This is a genomic window from Flavobacterium sp. CLA17 (genome assembly GCF_013112255.2).
Taxonomy (GTDB): Bacteria; Bacteroidota; Bacteroidia; order Flavobacteriales; family Flavobacteriaceae; genus Flavobacterium; species Flavobacterium circumlabens.
Genome location: NZ_CP068294.1, coordinates 3135869 through 3158841, shown reverse-complemented (window position 1 = coordinate 3158841; position 22973 = coordinate 3135869). Strand labels below are relative to the sequence as shown.

General features: G+C 35.8%; 20 protein-coding genes. 12 read left to right on the top strand and 8 right to left on the bottom strand.

The window, feature by feature from the left end:
* Positions 1-34: 34 nt before the first annotated feature.
* From HAV12_RS12880 to bshB1, 9 genes are all read left to right on the top strand, one after another.
* Positions 35-868: an AraC family transcriptional regulator gene (locus HAV12_RS12880; protein ID WP_171570008.1), complete on the top strand. Its 834-nt coding sequence runs from the start codon at positions 35-37 to the stop codon at positions 866-868.
* A gap of 271 nt (positions 869-1139) precedes the next feature.
* Positions 1140-1685 carry a carboxymuconolactone decarboxylase family protein gene (locus HAV12_RS12875; protein ID WP_171570007.1) on the top strand — a complete coding sequence of 182 codons (546 nt, stop codon included), beginning with the start codon at positions 1140-1142 and terminating at the stop codon, positions 1683-1685.
* Between the two features lie 21 nt (positions 1686-1706).
* Positions 1707-2573 carry an alpha/beta fold hydrolase gene (locus tag HAV12_RS12870; protein WP_171570006.1) on the top strand — a complete coding sequence of 289 codons (867 nt, stop codon included), beginning with the start codon at positions 1707-1709 and terminating at the stop codon, positions 2571-2573.
* 85 nt (positions 2574-2658) lie between these two features.
* Complete coding sequence (locus HAV12_RS12865) at positions 2659-3072, top strand: nuclear transport factor 2 family protein (RefSeq protein ID WP_171570005.1); 414 nt, start codon at positions 2659-2661, stop codon at positions 3070-3072.
* A gap of 43 nt (positions 3073-3115) precedes the next feature.
* Positions 3116-4018, top strand: a complete 903-nt coding sequence (locus HAV12_RS12860) for an alpha/beta fold hydrolase (RefSeq protein ID WP_171570004.1) — start codon at positions 3116-3118, stop codon at positions 4016-4018.
* A gap of 3 nt (positions 4019-4021) precedes the next feature.
* Positions 4022-4786, top strand: coding sequence for a sulfite exporter TauE/SafE family protein (locus HAV12_RS12855; RefSeq protein WP_171570003.1), 765 nt, complete (start codon positions 4022-4024; stop codon positions 4784-4786).
* Between the two features lie 17 nt (positions 4787-4803).
* Positions 4804-5787, top strand: coding sequence for a type I glyceraldehyde-3-phosphate dehydrogenase (locus HAV12_RS12850; RefSeq protein WP_132036918.1), 984 nt, complete (start codon positions 4804-4806; stop codon positions 5785-5787).
* Between the two features lie 109 nt (positions 5788-5896).
* A complete protein-coding gene (locus tag HAV12_RS12845; RefSeq protein WP_171570002.1) occupies positions 5897-6517 on the top strand; it encodes a pyridoxamine 5'-phosphate oxidase family protein in 621 nt (206 codons plus the stop codon).
* A gap of 4 nt (positions 6518-6521) precedes the next feature.
* On the top strand, positions 6522-7229 hold the full coding sequence (gene bshB1 / locus HAV12_RS12840) for a bacillithiol biosynthesis deacetylase BshB1 (protein WP_171570001.1): 708 nt from the start codon (positions 6522-6524) through the stop codon (positions 7227-7229).
* Between the two features lie 283 nt (positions 7230-7512).
* On the opposite strand, the gene HAV12_RS12835 is transcribed toward bshB1, so the two are convergent.
* From HAV12_RS12835 to HAV12_RS12815, 5 genes are all read right to left on the bottom strand, one after another.
* Entirely contained in the window at positions 7513-8100 is a 588-nt protein-coding gene (locus HAV12_RS12835) for a DUF417 family protein (protein ID WP_171570000.1), read from the bottom strand.
* An 86-nt stretch (positions 8101-8186) separates the two neighbouring features.
* Positions 8187-9038 carry an AraC family transcriptional regulator gene (locus HAV12_RS12830; RefSeq protein WP_171569999.1) on the bottom strand — a complete coding sequence of 284 codons (852 nt, stop codon included), beginning with the start codon at positions 9036-9038 and terminating at the stop codon, positions 8187-8189.
* Positions 9039-9227: 189 nt separating this feature from the next.
* Positions 9228-9689: a VOC family protein gene (locus tag HAV12_RS12825; protein ID WP_171569998.1), complete on the bottom strand. Its 462-nt coding sequence runs from the start codon at positions 9687-9689 to the stop codon at positions 9228-9230.
* A 168-nt stretch (positions 9690-9857) separates the two neighbouring features.
* Complete coding sequence (locus tag HAV12_RS12820; protein ID WP_171569997.1) at positions 9858-10337, bottom strand: GNAT family N-acetyltransferase; 480 nt, start codon at positions 10335-10337, stop codon at positions 9858-9860.
* A gap of 247 nt (positions 10338-10584) precedes the next feature.
* Positions 10585-11520 (bottom strand): hypothetical protein, encoded by a 936-nt coding sequence (locus HAV12_RS12815; protein ID WP_171569996.1) that lies wholly within the window; start codon positions 11518-11520, stop codon positions 10585-10587.
* 1182 nt (positions 11521-12702) lie between these two features.
* Between HAV12_RS12815 and HAV12_RS12810 the strand changes: the two genes are divergently transcribed.
* The 3 genes from HAV12_RS12810 to nhaA all read left to right on the top strand — a co-directional run bounded on the left by HAV12_RS12810 (position 12703) and on the right by nhaA (position 17693).
* Positions 12703-14883 (top strand): HAD-IIB family hydrolase, encoded by a 2181-nt coding sequence (locus tag HAV12_RS12810; RefSeq protein WP_171569994.1) that lies wholly within the window; start codon positions 12703-12705, stop codon positions 14881-14883.
* A gap of 8 nt (positions 14884-14891) precedes the next feature.
* A complete protein-coding gene (locus tag HAV12_RS12805) occupies positions 14892-16403 on the top strand; it encodes a glycosyl hydrolase family 32 (protein WP_171569993.1) in 1512 nt (503 codons plus the stop codon).
* A gap of 96 nt (positions 16404-16499) precedes the next feature.
* A complete protein-coding gene (nhaA, locus tag HAV12_RS12800; RefSeq protein WP_171569992.1) occupies positions 16500-17693 on the top strand; it encodes a Na+/H+ antiporter NhaA in 1194 nt (397 codons plus the stop codon).
* Here the strand turns inward: nhaA and HAV12_RS12795 are convergent.
* The 3 genes from HAV12_RS12795 to HAV12_RS12785 form a co-directional block, all read right to left on the bottom strand.
* Complete coding sequence (locus HAV12_RS12795; RefSeq protein ID WP_171569991.1) at positions 17690-19000, bottom strand: DUF389 domain-containing protein; 1311 nt, start codon at positions 18998-19000, stop codon at positions 17690-17692. The two genes, nhaA and HAV12_RS12795, sit on opposite strands and share 4 nt — an antisense overlap.
* Positions 19001-19140: 140 nt before the next feature.
* On the bottom strand, positions 19141-20925 hold the full coding sequence (locus HAV12_RS12790; RefSeq protein ID WP_171569990.1) for a chloride channel protein: 1785 nt from the start codon (positions 20923-20925) through the stop codon (positions 19141-19143).
* Between the two features lie 256 nt (positions 20926-21181).
* Positions 21182-22261 (bottom strand): mechanosensitive ion channel family protein, encoded by a 1080-nt coding sequence (locus HAV12_RS12785; RefSeq protein ID WP_171569989.1) that lies wholly within the window; start codon positions 22259-22261, stop codon positions 21182-21184.
* Positions 22262-22973 lie beyond the last annotated feature (712 nt).

Below are 22973 nucleotides of genomic sequence, written 5' to 3'. Positions count from 1 at the left end.
TTTAATTTTACTTTGAAATCTAATATATGCAGACATGATTTATAGTGGAGACAGCAAAGAGTTACTAATTCTCGATGAATTGAATAACATAAATAAGGATATACTGTATAAAAGCGGTGATACCGATATGACCTTACTTTGGAACAAAGGAGAGGAAATGAAAATTATGATTGATAAAGTTGAATATAATTTAAACAGGAACGATGTTGTTTTTCTGACTGAATATCACAAAATTGACAGCTTAGATTTAGATTCGGTTCGATTTCTCCGTTGGAATCAATCTTTTTTTTGTCCCATTAATCATGATAACGAAGTCGGCAGCAAAGGGCTCCTTTTTTTTGGTGCGACAGGTGTACCGATTGTAAATATTATAGAAAATGAAATTAAATTCCTTGAAAATTATTGGGAAAACTTTTCAAATGAGATGTCTGCAAAAGACAACCTTCAGAAAGACATGCTGCAGTCTATATTAAAGCAGATTTTGATTTTTTGTGCCAGAAGTTTAAAGAAGTCTGCGAATTACGACCGGTTAGAAAAAAGCCAGGTAGATATTATTCGGGAATTTAACTTTTTAGTTGAGGGGCATTTCTCAAAGCATCACGATGTCGCCTTTTATGCTTCTAAGTTAAATAAGTCTCCTAAGACGCTCTCCAATCTTTTTGCACTGGCTTCCAATCGTCCTCCCATAAGTATCATTCACGACAGGATTATGCTACATGCCAGAAGACAAATCAACTATACCAATTTATCCATAAAGGAAATTGCCTACGATTTAGGTTATGAAGACATTCAAACTTTTAGTCGGTTTTTTAAAAACAAAGAGGGTGTTTCACCTATTCAATATCGCGAAAAATTAAAGTTAAATTAGCCAACATCAAACTAATTATAAAAGTGCTCCACTCAGGGCACTTTTTTTTTGTCTCTATTTTTATCTGACTTGGATACTACTTTTTGTGATTTTATTAGTTCAAAAGACATTCTAAACCCGGTCTATATCTTATTTTCTTGTTATTTCCGCTATTTGGGAAAAAAGGTTAACTCATCGGGAAAATGTGACTAACTCCTGCCACTATAAGTATTGCAACTTTGTACTGTCAATAACGACAATCAAAACTATTATAAATTTAATAATTAATATCATGGCACGATTAACAGCTTTAGACCCAGATCAAACAAATGGGAAATCAAAAGAATTATTTACTGCAATAAAAGGTAAAATGGGTATGGTTCCCAATATGATGAGAACGATGGGAAATTCACCGGCGGTACTAAACGGGTACCTTGGATTGAGTACCGCACTTAACAGTTCATCACTTACACCAAAAACAAGAGAACTAATTTCTTTAATGATTGCAAATGAAAATGGATGTGACTATTGTAATTCGGCACACAGTTTCATTGGAGGAAAAATAGGAATTGATGCTGATGCTCTGACTCAGGCAAGAATTGGAGTTTCATCAGATGAAAAAACAAACGCAGCTTTAGAATTTGCGAAAGCAGTACTTGATACGAAAGGAAATGTATCTGATGAAGCAATAGCAAAATTTAAAAGCGCGGGTTATGAAGAAGAGCAGATTGCAGAAATAGTGGCTGCTGTTTCATTGAGCATTTTTACAAATTACTTTAACAATACTGCCAAAACAGATATTGATTTTCCAAAACTGGAACCAATTCACCAAAACTAATAATAAACCAAAAAAATAATTATGAAAACAACTTACCACACAAGAAAAATCAACGGAGTTGAAATTTTTTACCGCGAAGCAGGAGATAAAAAAAAACCGACTTTAGTATTACTGCACGGTTACCCAACATCTTCTCACATGTTTAGAAATCTGATTGTAGATTTATCAGACAAATATCATCTGATTGCACCGGATTATCCCGGATACGGAAGAAGCGAGCAGCCGCCAATGAAAGACTTTGATTATACTTTTGAAAATATGTCGAATATAGTAACTACGCTTTTGAGTGAGCTTGACATACAAAAATACAGTCTTTATTTAATGGATTACGGAGCACCAATCGGGTTTAGAATTGCAAGTGCAAGCCCGGAGAAAATAGATACTTTAATAATTCAAAATGGCTGTGCTTACGATGAAGGTCTGGAAACATTTTGGGATCCTATTAAGGCCTACTGGAAAAACATCGATGATAAAGAGGCCGAGGCTACGCTTAAAACTTTTCATTCTCCTGACGGATTAAAATGGCAATATACGCATAGCGTACCTGATGAAAGTGCCATATCTCCTGATAACTGGGAGATCGATTTAAGACATTTGGAACGTCCTGAAAACGGAGCGATTCAGCTTGCTATGTTTTATGATTATCAGACCAATGTGGTATTGTATCCAAAATGGCAGCAATATTTTAGAGATCATCAGCCTGAAACTCTGGTCGTATATGGTAAAGATGATTATATTTTTCCCGGCGTAGGAGCAGAGGCTTTCAAAAAAGACCTAAAAAATCTGGAATTTCATTTATTCCCAACCGGTCACTTTGCTTTGGAGAGTTACGGAAAAGAAATCGGAGAACTGATCAGTGATTTCCTTGACAGAAAAGTAAACAAATAAGCATAAAATTCATTCTGCAATACTCATGAGAATATTGCAGAATGAAATTATCATAAGAAACCCGGAAATCATTAAATCAAGAATCATGGAAAAAAAATATCCTTTACCGCCTTTTACCCTTGAAACAGCAAAAGAAAAAATTCAGCTTGCAGAAGATGCCTGGAATAGTATGGATCCTGAACGAGTTTCAGAAGCTTACACCAAAGACAGTGAATGGCGTAACAGAACTGAATTTGTAAATGGCACGGAAGAAATTATAGCACTTCTGACCCGAAAATGGCAAAAGGAAAAAAATTACAAATTAAAAAAAGAATACTGGGCACATCATGAAAACAGAATCGCGGTGCGTTTTGAATATGAATATGAGTCAGCAGATGGCAAATGGTTCAGAGCTTACGGCAATGAAAATTGGGAATATGATGACAACGGCCTAATGCAAAAAAGATATGCCAGTATCAACGATCTCGAAATTCAGGAAAAAGACAGAAAGTTTAAATAATAAGAATAAATCTCAAATTGTAAACCCTTTAAAAGTATTTATCATGACAACAGCTATAAATTATAACCAGGAAGACATTGATTATAATGTTTACTACCAATATGTTACTGTAGAAGGAATCCAGATTGGATATAGAGAGGCAGGTTTGTCAAATCAAAATGTACTGTTTTTGCTTCATGGTTATCCAAGTTCGTCTGTCATGTTCAAAATGATTATTCCCGTTTTGGCGAAGCATTTCAGAGTTATTGCCGTAGACTTGCCGGCCTTTGGATTCAGCGATATTCCGAGTGAGGACGATTTTGATTATACTTTTAAAAATTATGGTGAATTAATCTCGGCCTTTATGCTACAAATGGAAATTAGCAAAGCAAGTTTTTATCTTTTTGATTATGGCGCTCCTATATTGATGCACAGCATTGTTAAAAATCCGGATAGGGTTGAGATGCTGATTTTTCAGAATGGAAACATTTACACAGAAGGAGTTGGAGATAAATTAAAGGAAATAAAAAAATTGTATGATGACAATACCAATGAAAGTGCTTTACAATTAAATAAATTTTTTGAATTGGATTATACCAAATGGGAATATCTGAATGGTGTTACAAATAAAAACAGGATTATGCCCGAAACGTATCTTTTAGATCAATTTCTATTGGAGAGAGAAGGCGTAAAGAACATTCAAATCAATTTGAAAAGGGATTACAGAACCAATATTGAACTGTATCCGCTTTGGCAGGAGACACTTAAAAAAATCCAGCCCCCTACTTTAATAGCATGGGGAGAAAATGATGAATTTTTCAAAAGAGAAGGCGCAGAACTGCTGCATAGGGATATACCTAATTCCAAGCTGATTTTTTATCCTACCGGACATTTTGCGCTTGAAGAATTTGGATTAGAAATAGCCAATGAAATCATCGCATTCTGGCAATTAAATTTTAAAGATTAAATCATGGAACAATATGCTTTTGAGATTCTGCTATTCTTTGCCGCATTGGCCGGAAGCGTGCTCAACGCCGTTGCAGGCGGAGGAGGGTTTATCGCTTTTCCGAGTCTTGTTTTTGCAGGGGCTTCTCCCGTAAATGCAAATGCAATTAGTACAGTAGCACTCTGGCCGGGCAATATCGCAAGTGCAAAAGCATTTCAGAACGATATAAAAGCTTCCAAAAGAACCTTGATTTACCTCCTTTCAATATCCGGATTGGGAGGATTTTTGGGAGCTATGCTTTTAATTTTTGCTTCCTCTAAAGCTTTTGAATTTTTAGTACCTTACTTTCTTTTGTTTTCATGGCTGCTGTTTTCTTTCAGTTCGAAAATTTTGGCGTATTTTAATTCCAGGAAAGAGGCTCAGAAAAGTTTTAACTACGATCATAAAAAATTGGTTCCACTTTTAATATTGGGTATTTACGGAGGTTATTTTGGCGCAGGCCTGGGAATGATGGTTTTGACCGTATTTACTTTCTACGGAATGAAAAACCTAAATGAAATGAACGGATTAAAAGTACTAATGGTCGCAGTAAACAATGGTGTCGCAGCGTTTACACTTTTATTCTCGGGACTTATAGACTGGCATTTTACCCTAATTATGATTGCAGGAGCGCTTATCGGCGGCTATTATGGGGCTTCGGTAACACGAAAAATAAATCAGGACATACTAAAAAAAATAATAATCGTAATAGGGGGAGTAATAACCCTTTATTTCTTTATCGTTAAATAATTTAAAAAATAAATAAGATGAAAAAAATTGCAATTAATGGTTTCGGCAGAATTGGGAGAGCGTCTTTAAAAGTAATATTGGAATCTCCGGATCTGGAACTGGTAGGAATTAACGATCTGATGAGTATTGAAAATGCTGTTTACCTTTTAAAATATGACAGTATCTACGGTAAGTACGATAAAAAAGTAACTTTTGAGGGTAATAATATTGTAATAGATGACCGCAAAATAAGATATACCTCGATAAAAGATCCTTTGGAACTGCCCTGGAAAGAACTGTGGGTGGATGCAGTTATTGAAAGTACAGGTTTGTTTACCAATAAAACGGATGCTGAAAAGCATATTACAGCGGGAGCTAAATTTGTTGTAATTTCAGGTCCTACTAAGGATACCCCGACAATAGTACATGGGGTCAATACAGCGGAAGGTAAAGTTTCCATTTTCTCCTGCGCCAGCTGTACCACTAACAATATTAGTCCGCTAATAGAGATTTTAGGGCGCCGAATAGGAATAAAGAAAGCTATTTTAAATACCATACATGCCTATACTGCTTCTCAGACTTTAGTGGATGCTCCTTCTAAAAGAGAACCAAGAATGGGAAGAACTGCAGGTATAAACCTGGCTCCGGCAGCTACAGGCGCTGCAATTGCTACAACCAAAGCGCTGCCCGAATATGCCGGCAAATTTGACGGTGTAGCGGTAAGGGTTCCGGTTCCGGTGGGATCTATCTCTGACATTACTTTTGTGACAGAAAGAAATACGACAGCCGAGGAGATCAACGCTATATTGTCGGAAGAAGCTTTAACAGAGCGCTATGTGAAAGTGGTAGCGGTTACAGATGAACCACTGGTATCAACTGATATTATTAAAAGCCCGTATGCAGCAACAGTTGATCTGGAAATGACAAGAGTGGTAGATGGGGATCTGGTAAAAGTTATGGCATGGTATGATAATGAGTGGGGATTTACCAACCAAATGATCAGACAGATTCAGGAATTATAAAATAAGTATTTCAATCCTAAAAAATGATGCTGAGGCATCATTTTTTAGGATTTGCCATGCATTACAATTTGCCTGTACTATAAAATTCTAACAACTTAAATCTTTACTTATGAATTATGCACAATTAGCTTTTACAGATGCTGTTAAAGACCTGCAGGAAAAACAGGGAAGCAGAAATGGTTATGACAGAATGGAAAGAATGTCAGTGGTTGACGGACTTACCGATAATGAAATTTATTTTATAGAGGATCGTGACAGTTTTTATATGGCAAGTTTCGGAGAGAATGAATATCCCTATATACAACATCGCGGAGGACCTAAGGGCTTTGTAAAAGTCATTGATAATAAAACCATTGGAATTGTCGATTTTGTGGGAAATAAGCAATATATATCCACCGGAAATATCGCCACCAATAATAATGTGGCTATCATTATGATTTCCTATCCGCATCGTGCCAGGTTAAAACTGTATGCAAAGTCAAAAATTGTAGAATTGGAGGAGGATCAGAAATTATATGATTTGCTAAAACCTGAAGACTATAAGTTCCGTCCCGAGAGAATGATGGTTTTTGATATTCAGGCATTCGACTGGAACTGTCCACAGCATATAACGCCGCGTTATACGACCCAGGAGATCGATGAGGCTTTAATGCCCCAGAAAGAATATATTGTAAGCTTGGAGAATAAAGTAAAAGTACTGGAAGAAAAACTGGGAATTAAAGAAGAGTAAGGATATGAGTATTGACATTTTAGCATTCGGAGCACATCCTGATGATGTCGAATGCGCGGCTGCAGGAGTTATTTTAAAAACCATAAGCAATGCAGGAAAAGTTGTTATTGCTGATTTAACCAAGGGAGAGCTCGGCAGCTTTGGTGATGAGCACTCCAGAAACAAGGAAGCTGCAGAGTCATCGAAAAAGCTTGGCCTATTTGCAAGGGAGCAGTTAAACCTTATGGACGGGAATATAGAAAACACCCATGAAAACCGGTTGAAAGTAATTCAGCTTATCCGAAAATATCAGCCTAAAATTATTTTAGCAAATGCTGTTTTTGATCGTCACAGTGATCATAAAAAAGCAGCTGATCTTATCAGCGAAGCTTCATTTTTATCCGGATTAAGGAAAATAGAAACTTATAATGACGGACAGTTACAGTATAAATGGAGACCGCGGGCTGTTTATCATTATATACAGGATTATTTTATTAAGCCGGATGTTGTAGTTGATATCAGTGATTTTTTTAATCAAAAAACAGAAGTGATTAAAACTTATGATTCCCAGTTTGTTTCTGCAGCAGATCCAAGTGCTGTAGGAATACTAAATCTCTTGAAGCAAATTGAAAGCACCAATCAGATTTTTGGCCGTGCAATAGGGGTAAAGTATGCAGAAGGCTTTACATGCGAGCGATATATAGGGACAGAAAATTTGTTGGATCTTATATAACCAAGGCAACTTTACATCTATGAATTTAAATTTACATCTGAAATTAGAATGTATTATGTTTTTACGATAAATCTTTAGAAAGATGTCTTACTTTAAAGTGTTTATCCTTAGTGGGGAGTACAAAGTTCCATATTTTCAGTAGCTTATGCTAGACCAATTTTCCCGAAGGCTTAAATTTTTTCCTTAATTTATACAAGCAAAAAAAAAAAAAAAGGATCCACAGAATATTTTCTGTAGATCCTTACTATTTTCAGCTATTGCCTGCTCAAGAAAACTCCAGTGTTTATGAGCGTGCGGTTATCAATTTAGCTTTTTTATTTTTAAGATAAAGGGCTGCCGACTCGCTCATCGTAATTATGGAAGCCCCCATGATCACTACATCTTTTAAAACAAGACGTCCTCTTCCGGATAAAAAGGGAAATCCATACTGCTGATCCGTCAAATGAGGTACCCAGCTCTCGGGAGTTGTAATCAGAAATGACAGTGTTCCAAGTGTAAGTATGAATATAAGGATGCTTCCAAACATGCTCTCAAGAGGTGCCCAGCGGTGAATGCCTACAAGAACACTAAGACCAATTAATAATATCCCCAATTCATTTGCAAAACCATAGGTATTGTTGTCGATATTCCACTGGCGGTTTTCAGGAATCAATTCACCTTCCTTATTTACATGATCTTTATATTCCTGCGGGTTATTGTATAAAGCGGACATAAAAGGGCTGTTGGCCACAAAGGGTACAATTCCGTCCGCTTCGTACGGAACAAATTTAAGAGCGCCGATCCAAAGGAAAATAATCACTATTCCGGCTCGAATGACTGATTTTCCAGCTTTGTCGAGATTTGCTATTGTAGTTAAAAAGGTATTTTTCATTGCTTTGTTTTTTAAATTATGTTTTGATAATTAACACTACAAAGCTACGGTGCGTGGGGTTCTGCTGAAATGGATAAATAATGCTTTTAGATAGACAAATCTGCCACTATAGAGATCCCTGTGGTATTCCTGAAGGTCTGCGGAGAAATTTTAGTCATCTTTTTAAATACTCTGCTGAAATAATATTCATCCTGAAACTTAAGTGCAAAGGCAATTTCCTTTATGCTTAGTCTTGTGAGATGCAGCTGTTTTTTTGCCTCAAGGATTAACCTTTCCTGAATCAGCTGAGAAGGAGTTTTATTAAAACGTCTGGTACATTGTTTAGTAAAATTATTTGGCGTCATTGCCAGCAGTGAAGCATAGTCGCTGGGTTTGTGAAGGGTAAGAAAGTTTTCTTCAAGAAGCTGTTTGAATAAATCCATTTTTTCATCCTTGAATACTTTTTGTTTTTCAATACTTTTTATTTTTATGCTGCTGGATTTGGCAAGGAAAAGCTGAAGGTAAGCCCTTAGTACGATATCTGATGGATCCGGCTGTTTGAACTCATCATTGATCTGACGGATTAACTGCAGATAGGAGTCAAGTTCTCCTTGCGATAGTTTCAGAGAAGGTTCTATATAAATGTTATTAAAAAGCAGTCCATTGCAGGCTACTTCATTTCTATGATATTCGATACAGTAAAAATCGCTGTGAAATTGCAGCATAACATATTTTACAGGTTTGGTTTCTTTAATGTAAATGGACTGCTGAGGTGTCGAAAAAAGTATAACAGGAGAAGTAAAAGGAAAAGAGGCAAAGTCTGCATGAAATATACCTTCACCTTCTGTAATGAGAATGACTGTGTACTCGGCAAATTGCGCAGGTGAAGCTAATGTATTATCTTCAGGGTGGTAGAGCCCTAAAAGTACATTTCCGGTATCTGAAAATACTTTGTTCATACGCTGGGAATTATTTTTATTACTGATGTAAAAATAAACAGTTTAATTTATGAATTTTAATTTTCAGTTCCTTTTTACCGAAAGGCAGCAGCAATTTTATCCGTCCTGATATAAAAGGGATAAAATATCAAAGCTACAGCATTTACTGCTACAGCTCTTAAAACATTAAGCTTAATAACTAATTTGTTTTTAGTGACCAATAATAGTATCAGTCTGGAAAATATTTATCTTATTTCCATCTACATCCTGGATCATAGTACAAAGCATTTTATCGCCGGCGATATAAAGTTCACGCCAAACAAATGTCACTCCTTTTTCTTCAAGTTCTTGTGAAGCCACTACAAGGTCATCTACCTGCAGCACAATAGATTTATTCCCGATTGGAGTCAGATGATGTGGTGCTTCTGCAAAAAGCTCTTCAATTCGTTTTGCATTTGGCACCTGCAAAAGTTCAAGACGAAGTTCTCCGGCTTTTATAATTGCAGTTTCTGCAGATCCGGCAGGAATAGTAAAAGTGACCCGGCTTACAAGCTCAAAACCGAAAATAGATTTGTACCACGCGATAGACTGATCTAAGTCGGCAACGGTAAAAGCAACATTGTAAAGAGAAAAAGAGGCCAGACCATTTTTATTTAGTGAAGTAGTTTCCATGTTTGAAAAAAAAATTAAAATTGTTATTTAAAGTGCAAATTTCCGGCAAAAGATCTTTTTACTGATTGACATTTGATAGGAAAAGAATTGATTTATATCAAGATTCATACACAAAAACAGCTTCATCACCTACAGCTGCTGGTCTATATTCGTCCTCTTTTTTGGATCCTACTGTATAACGAGCTTGTATATTTTTGAGTTTTTATCTGGAAACACATACTTTTCAGGCAAATTCAGTTTATTAGTCTGTTGGAAGCCGTTTTTCTCATAAAACCGGTGTGATGCAGCTGCAATTCCAGGGGTATCAAGCCAAATCACCTTCAGGTCAATACGTACTGAAAAAGCAATCAATGCATCAAAAAGCACCTGCGCAATCTTCAGTTCAGTACCTCTGTAATCTTGTCGTACAAACATTTTGCGCAGTACTCCGTTATGATTGTCGAGATTTTGAAGTCCTATTGTACCCACAATTTCCCCGTTGATCCTGGCTGTCCAAAAATTCCCTTTGTGATAAAATTTTGCTGTATCAATAAGGTCAGGCTGATCTGATTCTGTAAATCCCAGATTAAATTCACCGTTTTGTATATTGATTACAAATTCGCGTACCAGACTCTGGTCAACCGCCTTAAATTCTATAATTTCAACCATCTATTTACTGTAATTTTTATGAGTTTTCTAATTCTTTTGTATTGGTCTGAAATAACGAAGTTATAAAAAATTAAGAGGATGTATCTTTATCGATTTCATTCGTATTTATAATTTGAACGCTGAAGAAGTCCTTATTTCCGTGATACTTCTCAAGTGTTTAAAGATATCCTATAAGCATATCTTTATTAAATTAGAGCAAAAATCAATTGCATTTTAAAATATACTATTCCATCTGATCCCAAAGAAATTAACGCCAGAGCTTAAGAGATGTTTTATTTATTAAGAGGTACACAGTTCCCAAAAGTGCAGCTGCGGTTATTCCTGTGCTAAGTGCGAAATAAACATGAGAATAAGAAGGCAGAACCATCGGAAGCATTGCCATCGCATACACAGGAGGCATTTTCATTTTCAAATAATGCAGCATAATGGATACCGCAATCAAATTTACAAAGGCAGCGAGCAGAAAATTGTCTAAAAAATAAAAGCTCTGCGCTCCAATAAAAGCGGCCAGCATCAAAGCGGCAACCTGTTTGTACAACATCGTAAAACTGTACATCTTCTTGTCGATCAATTCGTAACCCATTACAATTACAGGAGGAAGCGCAGCTATCTGCATAGTACCTAAGACAGAGCAGATTATTACCCATACTATCAAAACAGCCAGAAATACCAAAATTGCAAGAATCGATTTTGGTTCCTCCACGGCAGCAGCCCCGGAAACTTCAGGCTTAAAAAATACAGCTGCAAGAATTGCGAGCAATCCCATAGCAAGAACTATGGAAATTAGAAAGATATAAGAATTACAATTTGTCACGATTGGAAGTATTCCCGTTGCGAGTGCAGGTGCCAGATTGCTTTTAATTGAGTACAGAACGGCCAGTATCACTATCATAATCACTACAATTTTGGCAGCCATATTAATCTCTAACTGATTAATAAAAAAACCAATAAATGCCGTGATAGAGGGAAGCAGAAACAAGTGCAGGGGCTTGGCAGTCCATGTGTTTTTTTTGTATATGAAACATCCGATTGACAAGGCAGCCAGTTCCGGCAAAATAATTTCCTTATCCTTAAAGTGGAATGCCGCTGCAGTCATCAGCAATATAAGTCCGTATGCTATAGTATAAAATTTAATTTGATATTGTGAGGTAGTCAATAGGGTATCGTTATAAAAAGTTTTCATTTGATTATTTATTTAAATACAACACAAATTTCCAACATAAAAAAGATGTTTGAAATGGATTTTTCGGGTTATTTAATGGACTATTTATTCCTGTTTTTAATTTACTCTTTATCTGGAAACTAGGTAAAGAAATTGATCAATTATTAGTTTTTAACAACAGCCAGAATATTTTTTTAAAGAATTTGCAACGGATTAATAAAGTTTCGAACCAAAAGTTCTTAGAGCCTTATTTTGCTGGTTTTCCATTTTTAAAAATACTACTGCGCCATGATTTTTCCAGAATTTATAAAGGAAAGATTTGAAATAAAATCAACGAAACCTAGCTCAACGGCAGTGGAAGATTTTCGTAATAATGAAATGATAAACCATTTTGTAAATGAGATTTCATTATTTGCCTTTGAACAGCAATTGAAACAATTTAGGATAATATAGAGACTTTATTTCTGTGGCATTCTAGGTGTTTGAATCCTGTTAGGTTATCACACACTAAATTTTAAATTGGTCTTATTTTTCATGAAAATACGTATTCTTTTGCAGTTTGCTTTTTTATTTTAGTGTGATTATAAAAAAAGAATAAAAGAAAAACGAGCAAACTTACTTATTTATATGGGGTATATGAAAAAATGGCGCCAATTGGCGCCATTTGGCAGTGGTGACCTGTAAAGGACAGATTTCGCACCATTTTATGGAAGATTTGAAGAGATTGTCTTACTACAAGTAGGAGCTGTCTTTTAATGGCACTAGAAATTTGGTTTGGATGTCCTGTTGGGGATTGAAGCAAAAATGTGTTTAATTTTATATATGATTTTACCATAAAATGTAATCTTATAATTTTACTAAAAGTAGAAAGAGACAGCCTTAACTTTTTGTGTCAAAAAAGTTTCCACTCCAAAAAGGGATGCGACAGGTATTTTCTTAATTTTAAACCGTACGATATTGACCCAAATACGCTCTTCAGGCACTTAAAGAATCGATACATATTTCAAATGAAAAGATCAAAATAGGACTCTTTAGAACCATTAGAAAATGTGAAATCTCGAAAAAATATAGGGCAAATGATTATTAATAAGCACAGTACCACTTATAATTTTATAGGGAATTAGTAATAATTATGTTATTTTTTGTGAAGAAAGGCCGAGTCGGTTTTATTTTTTGTAAATTAAAAATCTAACAAATAATATTATGACGACAAAATTACGAATTTCACTTATCAATATTCATGGGCTTTTAAAAGGTTCAGGACTTGAGATTGGTCGAGATGCTGATAATGGAGGACAAACTAAATATGTTTATGAACTGGCTGAATTTTTATCACAACATGATGACGTCGAACATGTAGATTTATTTACAAGACTAATTGACGATAAAAATCTTTCTCCAGAATACGCAGTACCTATTGAAGCAGTTAATAAAAAATTAGACATACGAAGAATTCCTTTTTTAGGGAAAAAATATAAATCAAAAGAGGAATTATGGGAAGGGCTTGATACTTTTGTTAGTGGAGTGGTGCAGCACATTAAAATCCATGATATATTTCCAAACTGGATTCATTCCCATTATGGTGATGCCGGATACGCAGCAAGTGAATTATCTGCAATATTAAATATTCCATTTGCTCATACGGGACATTCTCTGGGTTTTTATAAAAAGAAAAAATTGTTGGAAAGCGGAGGCAGTGAAGAAGAACTTGAAAAGAAATTCAAGTTTAAACAAAGGATAGACGCTGAGGAAAAAACACTTGAATTGTCTGAATTTATAGTTACTTCTACAGAGCAGGAAATTGAAACTTATAAACCCTATAAAAATTTTGCGTTAGCCAAATATCATGCTATTTCACCGGGAATAGATACCAGTAAATTTGTTCCTTATTATCATAGAGAACAGGATGCTGACAAACAAATGGAAGAGGAGCAAAGAAAATATTGGGTTGCCGAAACCATCTCTAAGTTTCTTACTAATCCGCACAAACCTTTTATTCTGGCTCTTTCAAGGCCTGATCGTCATAAAAACCTTCATACACTAATTGAGGTTTATGGTAAAGATAAAGAACTTCAAAGTATTGCCAATTTGGTTATTTATGCCGGAATTCGAAAAGATATTTCGAAAATGCCAGAATCTGAAAAAGATGTTTTGACAGATCTTTTGCTATTAATGGATAAATATGACTTGTATGGAAAAATGGCAATACCCAAAAAGCACGATGTAGAAAATGAAGTTTCGATTATCTACCGTTATGCCGCAGAAAAAAGAGGCGTATTTGTAAATTTGGCCCTGCATGAAAACTTCGGATTAACGGTTATCGAATCTGCAAGTTCTGGATTACCTGTTGTAGTTACTAAAAACGGCGGTCCATCAGAAATTATTCCGACTTGTCAGAATGGAGAATTAGTAAACCCTCAGGATGAAAACGAAATCAAAAAGGCACTTAGAAATATTTTAACCAATGAAAGCCAGTGGAAATATTACTCCAATAACGGAGCGATTAATATTCAAAAACACTATAGCTGGCTGAGTCATGTGAATCAATATGTTGAATACGTTAACGAAAACTTGTCATTGTCGTCTGGCTCAGGCATCAAAAAACAGCATTATCCTAATATCAATATTGGAAGATTAAAACGAGAGGTCGAAAACCTATTAGTTTCAGATATAGACGGTACACTAATCGAGCCTAAACTGAATAATCCAGGTCTGGCAGAGTTGAATTCACTCCTGACTAATCGCACCGATAAAATGGCTTTTGCTTTAGCATCAGGAAGAAATTTAACGCTGATTAAAAAAGTTATTAAAGAAGAGGAACTGCCACTGCCGGATTTTATTATCTGTTCAGTAGGAACTGAGATTTATTATACAAATGGTACGGATTATATTTTAGACAAAGGCTGGGCTAAATTTTTGGCAGGACGCTGGAAAAGAGAGGATGTTGAAAATCGTTTAAAAGGAATTTCCTGGATAAGATTACAGGAAGAAGAAGCACAAAACCCCTATAAAATCTCTTATTATTATGACAAAGAAAAATATGATCATGAGCAATTAATTACTGCTTTAGGAACAGGATGGTACAAAGTAAATATAATTCCGAGCCATGGTGAATTTCTTGATTTTATTCCCAAAAGGGCTTCGAAAGGAAATGCTATTAAATTTTTATGCCGTAAATGGGCTATTCCTTTATCGAGTGTAATTGCAGCAGGAGATTCAGGAAATGATATCGATATGTTCAGGGGTTCTATTAAAGGAATTATAGTAGGGAACCGAAGCTTAGAACTGGCTAATTATGAAACAACAAAAAGCATTTATGTCGCAAAAGAGCCAGCCTCTTCCGGTATTATAGAAGGATTAAAACATTATAAGATAATTAAATAGGTCATAATATGTATTCAGGTTCAGGATTTAGTAATTGGGAAATAGGAGACGTTGATGTATTTATTGATGAAAATGGAATGCATCATTTATTTCATTTGATTATTCCAAATCATGATTATATTGCCCATGCAGTATCAAAAGATGGCCTTTCTTGGAAAAGAGTAAAAAATGCCCTGTTTGTTGGAGATCCAGGTGAATGGGATGATGATATGTTGTGGACAATGCATGTCAGTAAAAATTCTATTGGTGAAGGATATGAAATGTACTACACAGGTCTAAAACGCAAGGACAAAGGAATAATGCAAAAAGTGGGAAGGGCAGTTTCTCCTGACTTAATTCAGTGGACAAAAGACAATCAATATGGTTTGCCATTAAAAAGTAACGCTCCTTATTATGAAAGCAGAGATAACAACCCGCGAGAATGGCTTAGTTTTCGGGATCCTTTTAAATATCAGTTTGAAGGGGATGATTATTTACTGATATGTGCCCGCAGCGCAGTAGGACCAACGTATAGAAGAGGATGCATTGGTGTGGCAAAAAGAAGCGAAAAAGGTTTTGTGCTTCAAAAACCGCTGCATATTGCCTATGTTTATGATGATATTGAATGCCCTTGTGTGGTAGAAATAAAAGGAATGCATTACCTGCTTGGTTCCATTCGGGAAGATGTAAAAGTTCGTTATTGGTTTTCTCCCGATTTTAAAGGAGAGTATCATGCCTTTCATAATAATGTACTAATGCCTCAGGGTAATTATGCAGCAAGAATTGTAAAGGATGGAGAGCATTATCTGATTTATAATTTTTATTTCGTGGGAGGAAACGTCAATACACTTCGTGTGATTCCGCCGCCAAAACAGCTAGATGTTGATAGTAATGGCCGATTATTATTAAAAACTTATCACCACTGGAAAACCCTTTATCAGAGAACAATTTACCAAAAAAACTTACCCATCCCGGTTCCTGTTTTAGGAAACCCTTCGGCAAATTTTGTTGTGGAAAATGAAAATAAATGGAGAATTGGCTGCCGAAGCGGATATGAAGTTTTCTGCTTTGAAAAACCTTCAAATAATTTTGTTTGGGAAGGTAAATTGGCCGTTGAAGGAATGGGAAAAACTGGTTTCGTTATTGAATGTGATGAAGAAGGGACAGCCTATTATATATCAATTGATTTTGTAAACGGTTTTGTTCAGTTCAGGGCCTGGGGGTTTAATGAAAAGGATGTCAAGAATAATTTTATTTTTGAAAATATTCAAACCAACCAATTTGAAATAGTAGAAAATAAGGAAATTTATTTTAAGATTATTCGTTACGGAAATTATTATGAACTCTCTATTAATGAAGTGGTGAAATTAACCTTATTGGATTTTAAATACAGTGAAGGTAAAATTGGCGTTTATGTATGTTCAGCAATAGTATCATTAAGCGATTCAAAAATTCATGTCATTCCTGAACCGGAAAATGAATACGCCACCGCAGATCCTAATAAATCATTAGATGAATATAATAAAATAACGCAAGCCTAATAGCTATTTGATAGAAACAGTTGGATATTAAAAAAATACAATTTTTCTCAATCTAAATATTTGCAGAGACAATTTTGAAAAGCTAAATTTGTATCTATGGCAAAACTCATAAACCTTAAGATATTTTCTCATTTCTTCCGCTCATCTTCTGCAGGCGGAATTTTTTTATTGATCTGCGTACTTATATCGCTTTTGATTGCGAATTCAGGCTGGTCGGATAGTTTTAAAGAAATTCTTAATATAGAACTTGGTTTTAATACAGGTGCAGTACACCTTCGTTATCCGGTTTTACTATGGATCAATGATGGGCTGATGGCCATCTTTTTTCTTCTTGTGGGACTGGAAATAAAAAGGGAAATAATAGAAGGGGAACTTTCCTCATTTTCTCAGGCCTCTCTGCCGGTTCTTGCCGCTGTAGGAGGAGTACTGGTTCCTGCCCTTATCTATGCTTTTTTTAACAGCGGGGATTCGCTTACCGCGAAAGGCTGGGGGATTCCTATGGCTACTGATATTGCTTTTGCACTGGGAATTTTGTCTCTTTTGGGCAGTAAGGTACCTTCGGGACTTAAAATATTTCTCGCTGCGCTGGCTATTGTAGACGATCTTATTGCTATTTTAGTGATTGCTATATTTTATTCCTCAGAATTGAATTTTGTCTATCTGGGATATGCAGGGGCATTGTTTGTTTTATTGATAATCTTTAATCGGATGGGGATTAAAAACCTGGTTTTTTACCTGATACCTGGAGTGGTTATCTGGTATTTTATTCATCACTCAGGAATTCATGCTACCATAGCTGGAGTACTTGTGGCCATGACAATACCAACCAATGAGGAAGATACTGATTCTCCGCTTGAAAAATTAGAACATACCCTCACGCGTCCTGTTAATTTTATTATCATGCCCATTTTTGCCCTTGTCAATACCAATATCACTTTTGAGTCTGCCATGGTAGAAGGACTTGCAAGTAATCTCGGACTTGGTATTATTCTTGGATTATTTCTGGGGAAGCCTATTGGTATTTTTATAATGTCATGGTTATCGGTAAAATTAAAAATCGCAGCGCTTCCCGAATCTACTACCTGGATGCATGTACTGGGGCTTGGCCTATTGGGTGGAATAGGATTCACAATGTCTATATTTATAGCCTTACTATCCTTTCAGGACATACTGCATCAGAATGAGGCCAAATTCGCAATACTAATTGCCTCCACAATTGCGGGTATTTTAGGATTTTGTATTTTGAGTTTTTACAACAAAAAGCAAAAAAAATCTTTTCAGGAAAACTAGTGTTTCCTGAAAAGTTCCACATCCTTAACGGATAGTCTTTCATTAAGCCATTTTTGTAATTTTTCATTTTCAGTCTTATTAAGATTTTTGGCGGCATCATAGATAACAGCCGTTATGGCAGTGGTGCTGTCCTTCTGGTTGATTAATGTACTTTTTGTTATGGCGAGCGAACTTATAACAGGGAATAAAACCCTGGTTTCTTTTAAAATCTGGCGGTTGTCAAATTTGTTTTTGGTCAGTTCTTTTTCCAGCTGCATGATCTTAACATCCTTGACGTTCATTTCATTTTCACTGCTTTTAATCTGATTCAGGATATCACCCTTTAGCGCATTAAAACGATCGGTGCTGTCCTGACGAATCTGCAATTGGGTACCTGTGAGGTATTTGTTATGGTTTAGCCTGTTTATGAGATCTTTGATCTCTAATTTAGAAAAACGTCTGGATAGGAAAGCGAGTTCCAGCTTCTTGCTTTTAGAATTAAAATCGGTTTTTTTATATACTATAGTATATCCTTTATCGGTGAATTCACTCTCAATGAAAAGATTGACATTTTTTTTAAACTGCTGTTCCCTGTAAAGGGAGTAAGCAAGATAACCGCTGGGTACCAGCATAACTGTTATTAAAAAAGCAATGGTATACTTTACGCGTTTTTGATGTATTTCATCTACCTGTTTGACTGCCGGATAATTAAGGGATTTAATAATTAAAAATGTAGCGATTCCTATAAATACGCAGTTGATGCAATAGAGATAAAACGCACCAAGGAAAAAGGTCCATTGCGCCGTAGCCAGCCCGTAACCGGCCGTACATAATGGTGGCATAAGTGCCGTTGCGATAGCAACTCCAGGAATTGGATTCCCTTTTTCAGATCTGGTAACGGCAATTACCCCTACAACACCCCCGAAAAAGGCGATAAGGATATCATAGATATTAGGGGAAGTCCTGGCCAGTAATTCGGACTGGACGTCCTTGAAGGGACTCAGGTAAAAATATAAAGTTGAAACTACCAGACTTACCACAGTTGCAATAAGCAGATTATTGAGTGACTTTTTAAGTAATGAAAAATCGTAAATACCAAGGGCAAATCCGGCTCCTACTATTGGTCCCATAAGTGGTGAAATCAGCATTGCCCCAATGATAACAGCCGTTGAGTTCACATTTAATCCCACGGAAGCAACTATGATGGCACAGGCCAAAATCCAAAGGTTTGCTCCTTTGAAGGTTATGTTTTTCTTAACAGCCTCTAATGTTTTCGCCCTGTCATCTTCTCCATCGCGAAGGTTGAGTAAATCTGTAATTTTTTTCATAATCTCTAAAATTAGTATCTATAAACCCTATTTTAGGGACAAGTGTAGCTAAGTTAAGATTAATTCGGGTAACTATTGGGAGAATCTGCTAATTAATATGGGGCTAGAATTGGAATTAACCTTATTCGCAAGATAAGATTTTATTCAAAAATCATCGATTTCAGCCTGTTTCTGTAGGACTCCAATACGTCTGACTTGGTTATAAAACCATAATATTTTCCATTTTTAAGCACAGGCAGGAATACTTTATTGCTTTTTTCAAATTTATTCATAACGGTTTCCATGCTGTCAAAGATATATACAGTTTCAGCAGGCTGGACCATAATATCTCGCACTATGATATTTTTAGTTTTAAGGTTATCGAAAATTACTTCCCGTATATCGTTAAAATAAACAAGTCCTTGCAGATCATTTTCCTTATTTACGACACCAAAAATAACCTGGTCGGAGTGCGCTAAAAGCTCGGCAACATTTTCAAGATCCTGATTCATTTCTACAGTGAGATAATCTTTTTTGACAAGATCTTCGATTTCCAGCGTGCATAGAATATTAGTATCCTTGTTGCTGGTAAAAACATTTCCTTTTTTTGCCAGATTCTTTACATCCAGGGAATGTTTTTCAAAACGCTTTGAAACAGCAAAACTCACAGAGGCTACAATCATCAGAGGAATCATTAAATCATAACCTCCGGTTATTTCTGCAATAAGGAAAATAGCAGTAAGAGGCGCGTGAAAAAGCCCGCTTAGAATCCCTGCCATACCCACAAGTGTAAAATTACTCACCGGCAGATCGGTAAGGCCTGTAAGATTTAAAAATTTCGAAAAAAAATAGCCTGCATAAGAGCCAAGAAAAAGCGAAGGAGCAAAATTACCTCCATTACCGCCGCTTCCAAGGGTAATCCCCGAAGCAAAAGCCTTAAGTGTCATGGACAAACCTACAAAAGCCAGCAGGACCCAGTTATTGTAAGTGTAATCTTCAAAGAGCGTATTTTCAAGAAGTTTCCCAGGGTCTTTATCAGCCAGGGTTTTGATACTTTCGTATCCCTCTCCAAAAAGCGTAGGAAATATAAAGATCATCAGCCCTAAAATGCAGGCTCCGATTAACGCTTTTTTATAGATGCCAAATTTTAAATGGGCAAAATAGTGCTCGGTTTTTAAAAATTTACGGGCGTAAAAAACAGCAATAAATCCGGTAAACAGCCCCATTAAAACATAAAAGGGAATATTATGATAATCGAAAGTTTGTTTTTCTCTAAAAGTCAATAATATATTCTCATTAAGAACTATGGTGGAAACCAATGTTCCGGTAGCAGCTGCAATCATGATGGGGGTAAAGGCAGAAATAGTAACGTCTACCAGTAATACCTCAATGGCAAAAAGCACTCCGGCTATAGGGGCATTAAACGCAGCGGCTATACCGGCGGCCACCCCGCAGCCTATTAAAAGCGTGCGTTCCTGATAGCTTAATTTGAACTGCTGGGCGTAGTTGGAGCCAAAAGCCGCGCCGGTGATCACAATGGGGCTTTCAAGACCTGCAGATCCTCCAAGTCCCACGGTAAGGGAGCTGGTGATAATCTGAGCATACATCTGTTTTTTGGGAATAATGCTGGCTTTTCGTGCCACTATATATAAAATTTGAGAAGTTCCTTTCTCTAAGGTTCCTCCTAATACTCTTTTAACAACAAAAACAGTCAGAAGAATACCAATAATAGGCAGAATGCTGTTAATAAAACTTAATTTTAGTGTGCCGTTGATGTACGTTGCAAATGAATATACCGAGTGAGCGAAGCTTTTTAAAAAAATTACGGCAAAGGCCGATAAAATTCCAATTAATACACTTGATAAAAATATAAACTGTTTTCGGGTTAATTTTTCCTGTCCCAGTATTAGGATTTGTTTTGCTTTTGAAAATTGTTGTGCGAACATTTTATTGAATGATATTGTAGAAATGCAAAGTTAGGGCTAAAGAAGCCTTTTAAAAAAATAAAGTGTTAATGTAATGATAATTTTGAGTGTTTTATAGTATTGCAACTAAGTGCTATTTTAGTTTATAGTTAATCATAAAAAAAAGGCAATAAAATATAGAATAAAAATGAGCATTCAGGTTTACTATTAAAACACAACTTTGCCGACAGTGATTTTATCAGCGAAAGTTGTATTTTTTATTTTATTAATTTAAAAATTAAGTGTTGACATTAATTTTTGAATCGTCTTTTTGTTTATTGATAACCAGGGTTTGAGTAGGAAAAGCAAAATCGATGCTTTGTTTCTCAAAGGCAGTAAATATATCGAGATAAATACCTTGTTGATGCTCCATGTAGAGATTATAATCGGGACTGCTTACAAAATATACGAATTCAAAATTAAGGCTAAAATCCCCAAAACCTGAAAAATGCCCCCTGTCGTATTGAAGTTCAGGTCTTAAGGTGATGATCTCTTGTACTATTTCGGGGATCTTTGATAATTGCGCCGCTGAAGTATCATAGGTAACACCCAAATGAAATACAACCCTGCGTTTTTCCATTCGTTTATAGTTGTGCAGCCTTGAATTGGTAAGATCCGTGTTGGAGCATATGAGCTGTTCACCGCTTAAGGTACGTATTCTGGTGGTCTTGATTCCGATATATTCAATAACACCGCTGTCAGATCCCAAGGAAACATAATCACCTATTTCAAATGGTCTGTCAAAGAAAATCACAAAATAACTAAACAAATCCCCTAAAACAGCCTGCGCAGCAAGGGCAATGGCTATAACACCCACTCCCAAACCGGCTATAAGTGTCGTTACATTGTAACCCATATTGTCAATTAGAAAAATAATACCGCAGATCCATATGATAATATTGACAATGGCGATAAGTCCGCCAGCCTGTTTTTGCTTGCTTTCGCTGTCTTCTTCGCGCTGAATGTAAGAGTATACAAATTTTTTAAAAGCTGCACTTATGATTTTAAGCACAAAGAATGTAAAGGAGAAGAGGTAGGCAATATGAATCACTTTATCTACTGTTTCATTGAATTCAAGACTTAATAAGGCCCAGTAGCAGGAACTTATATAAAGCAGCGGGATTACCGATTTTTCAACCACATCAATTACAAAGTTATCCCAATTGGTCTTTGTCGTGGCAGCCCACTTTTTAAGCTTTTTTATAATCAGGGACTTGAAAATTTTAATGCAAAGGAAAGAAATAGCGACAATTGAGGCTGTAATTATCCATTTAAGTAAGGTGTTGTTTAGAAAAGTTACTTCAAAAAAAGTGTTCATACTTAAGAATTTAGTATTAATAAAATGTACAGAAGTGCAGTCTCTAACATAAAGAAGGCCAATGGACAGTTTATCAATTTTTAAATGTCTTATTGATTATCAATGCAATTGATAATCAGCTTTCATAAATTATAATGAAATGAAGTTGTAAACTTCTTTTAGTTTTTAAAAAATGCCTGCCAAAGGGAAAAAGAGGGTCAAAAGCGTAATTTTTTATACGCAGGAGTAAAGCACTACTAACTGAGTGAATTACGAAGATATGCATTTTAAAAACGGATTCCAATATTTTTACCCGTAATAGACTTTAAGAATCTGCTATTTCATTCGTTTGAGCATGATTTTCATCTGATTGATTTCTCTCTTTTGAGATTCTATTATACTATCGGATAGCCTGCGCAGCTCAGGATCCTTTATGTTGGCATTTTTGAAGGCAAAAACAAAAACAGAAATAGAGGCAATTATAAGTCCTCTTTAAGGTATGAATCATGTAAGGGATAAATAAAATGTTGTAAGAGGCTGATCCCGGTTTTTCGGATATTCGAAATTTAAAGACACTAAAGGTTTAAAATTCCCCGAATACTGCTATAAGCTGATCTTTGAGAATTCTGTTTTTTAGTTTTTAACTATTGTTCAATCTGGCCGACTCTGCTATAAAGTTCATTAATTATGCCTGATTGCGGCTATGATTTCTTATCTTGAACTTGTTTTAATA

Excerpts from the sequence above, each read along its gene's own strand:
- HAV12_RS12880 (WP_171570008.1), top strand. The coding sequence starts at position 35 with ATGATTTATAGTGGAGACAGCAAAGAGTTACTAATTCTCGATGAATTG.
- HAV12_RS12875 (WP_171570007.1), top strand. The coding sequence starts at position 1,140 with ATGGCACGATTAACAGCTTTAGACCCAGATCAAACAAATGGGAAATCA.
- HAV12_RS12870 (WP_171570006.1), top strand. The coding sequence starts at position 1,707 with ATGAAAACAACTTACCACACAAGAAAAATCAACGGAGTTGAAATTTTT.
- HAV12_RS12865 (WP_171570005.1), top strand. The coding sequence starts at position 2,659 with ATGGAAAAAAAATATCCTTTACCGCCTTTTACCCTTGAAACAGCAAAA.
- HAV12_RS12860 (WP_171570004.1), top strand. The coding sequence starts at position 3,116 with ATGACAACAGCTATAAATTATAACCAGGAAGACATTGATTATAATGTT.
- HAV12_RS12855 (WP_171570003.1), top strand. The coding sequence starts at position 4,022 with ATGGAACAATATGCTTTTGAGATTCTGCTATTCTTTGCCGCATTGGCC.
- HAV12_RS12850 (WP_132036918.1), top strand. The coding sequence starts at position 4,804 with ATGAAAAAAATTGCAATTAATGGTTTCGGCAGAATTGGGAGAGCGTCT.
- HAV12_RS12845 (WP_171570002.1), top strand. The coding sequence starts at position 5,897 with ATGAATTATGCACAATTAGCTTTTACAGATGCTGTTAAAGACCTGCAG.
- bshB1 (WP_171570001.1), top strand. The coding sequence starts at position 6,522 with ATGAGTATTGACATTTTAGCATTCGGAGCACATCCTGATGATGTCGAA.
- HAV12_RS12835 (WP_171570000.1), bottom strand. The coding sequence starts at position 8,100 with ATGAAAAATACCTTTTTAACTACAATAGCAAATCTCGACAAAGCTGGA.
- HAV12_RS12830 (WP_171569999.1), bottom strand. The coding sequence starts at position 9,038 with ATGAACAAAGTATTTTCAGATACCGGAAATGTACTTTTAGGGCTCTAC.
- HAV12_RS12825 (WP_171569998.1), bottom strand. The coding sequence starts at position 9,689 with ATGGAAACTACTTCACTAAATAAAAATGGTCTGGCCTCTTTTTCTCTT.
- HAV12_RS12820 (WP_171569997.1), bottom strand. The coding sequence starts at position 10,337 with ATGGTTGAAATTATAGAATTTAAGGCGGTTGACCAGAGTCTGGTACGC.
- HAV12_RS12815 (WP_171569996.1), bottom strand. The coding sequence starts at position 11,520 with ATGAAAACTTTTTATAACGATACCCTATTGACTACCTCACAATATCAA.
- HAV12_RS12810 (WP_171569994.1), top strand. The coding sequence starts at position 12,703 with ATGACGACAAAATTACGAATTTCACTTATCAATATTCATGGGCTTTTA.
- HAV12_RS12805 (WP_171569993.1), top strand. The coding sequence starts at position 14,892 with ATGTATTCAGGTTCAGGATTTAGTAATTGGGAAATAGGAGACGTTGAT.
- nhaA (WP_171569992.1), top strand. The coding sequence starts at position 16,500 with ATGGCAAAACTCATAAACCTTAAGATATTTTCTCATTTCTTCCGCTCA.
- HAV12_RS12795 (WP_171569991.1), bottom strand. The coding sequence starts at position 19,000 with ATGAAAAAAATTACAGATTTACTCAACCTTCGCGATGGAGAAGATGAC.
- HAV12_RS12790 (WP_171569990.1), bottom strand. The coding sequence starts at position 20,925 with ATGTTCGCACAACAATTTTCAAAAGCAAAACAAATCCTAATACTGGGA.
- HAV12_RS12785 (WP_171569989.1), bottom strand. The coding sequence starts at position 22,261 with ATGAACACTTTTTTTGAAGTAACTTTTCTAAACAACACCTTACTTAAA.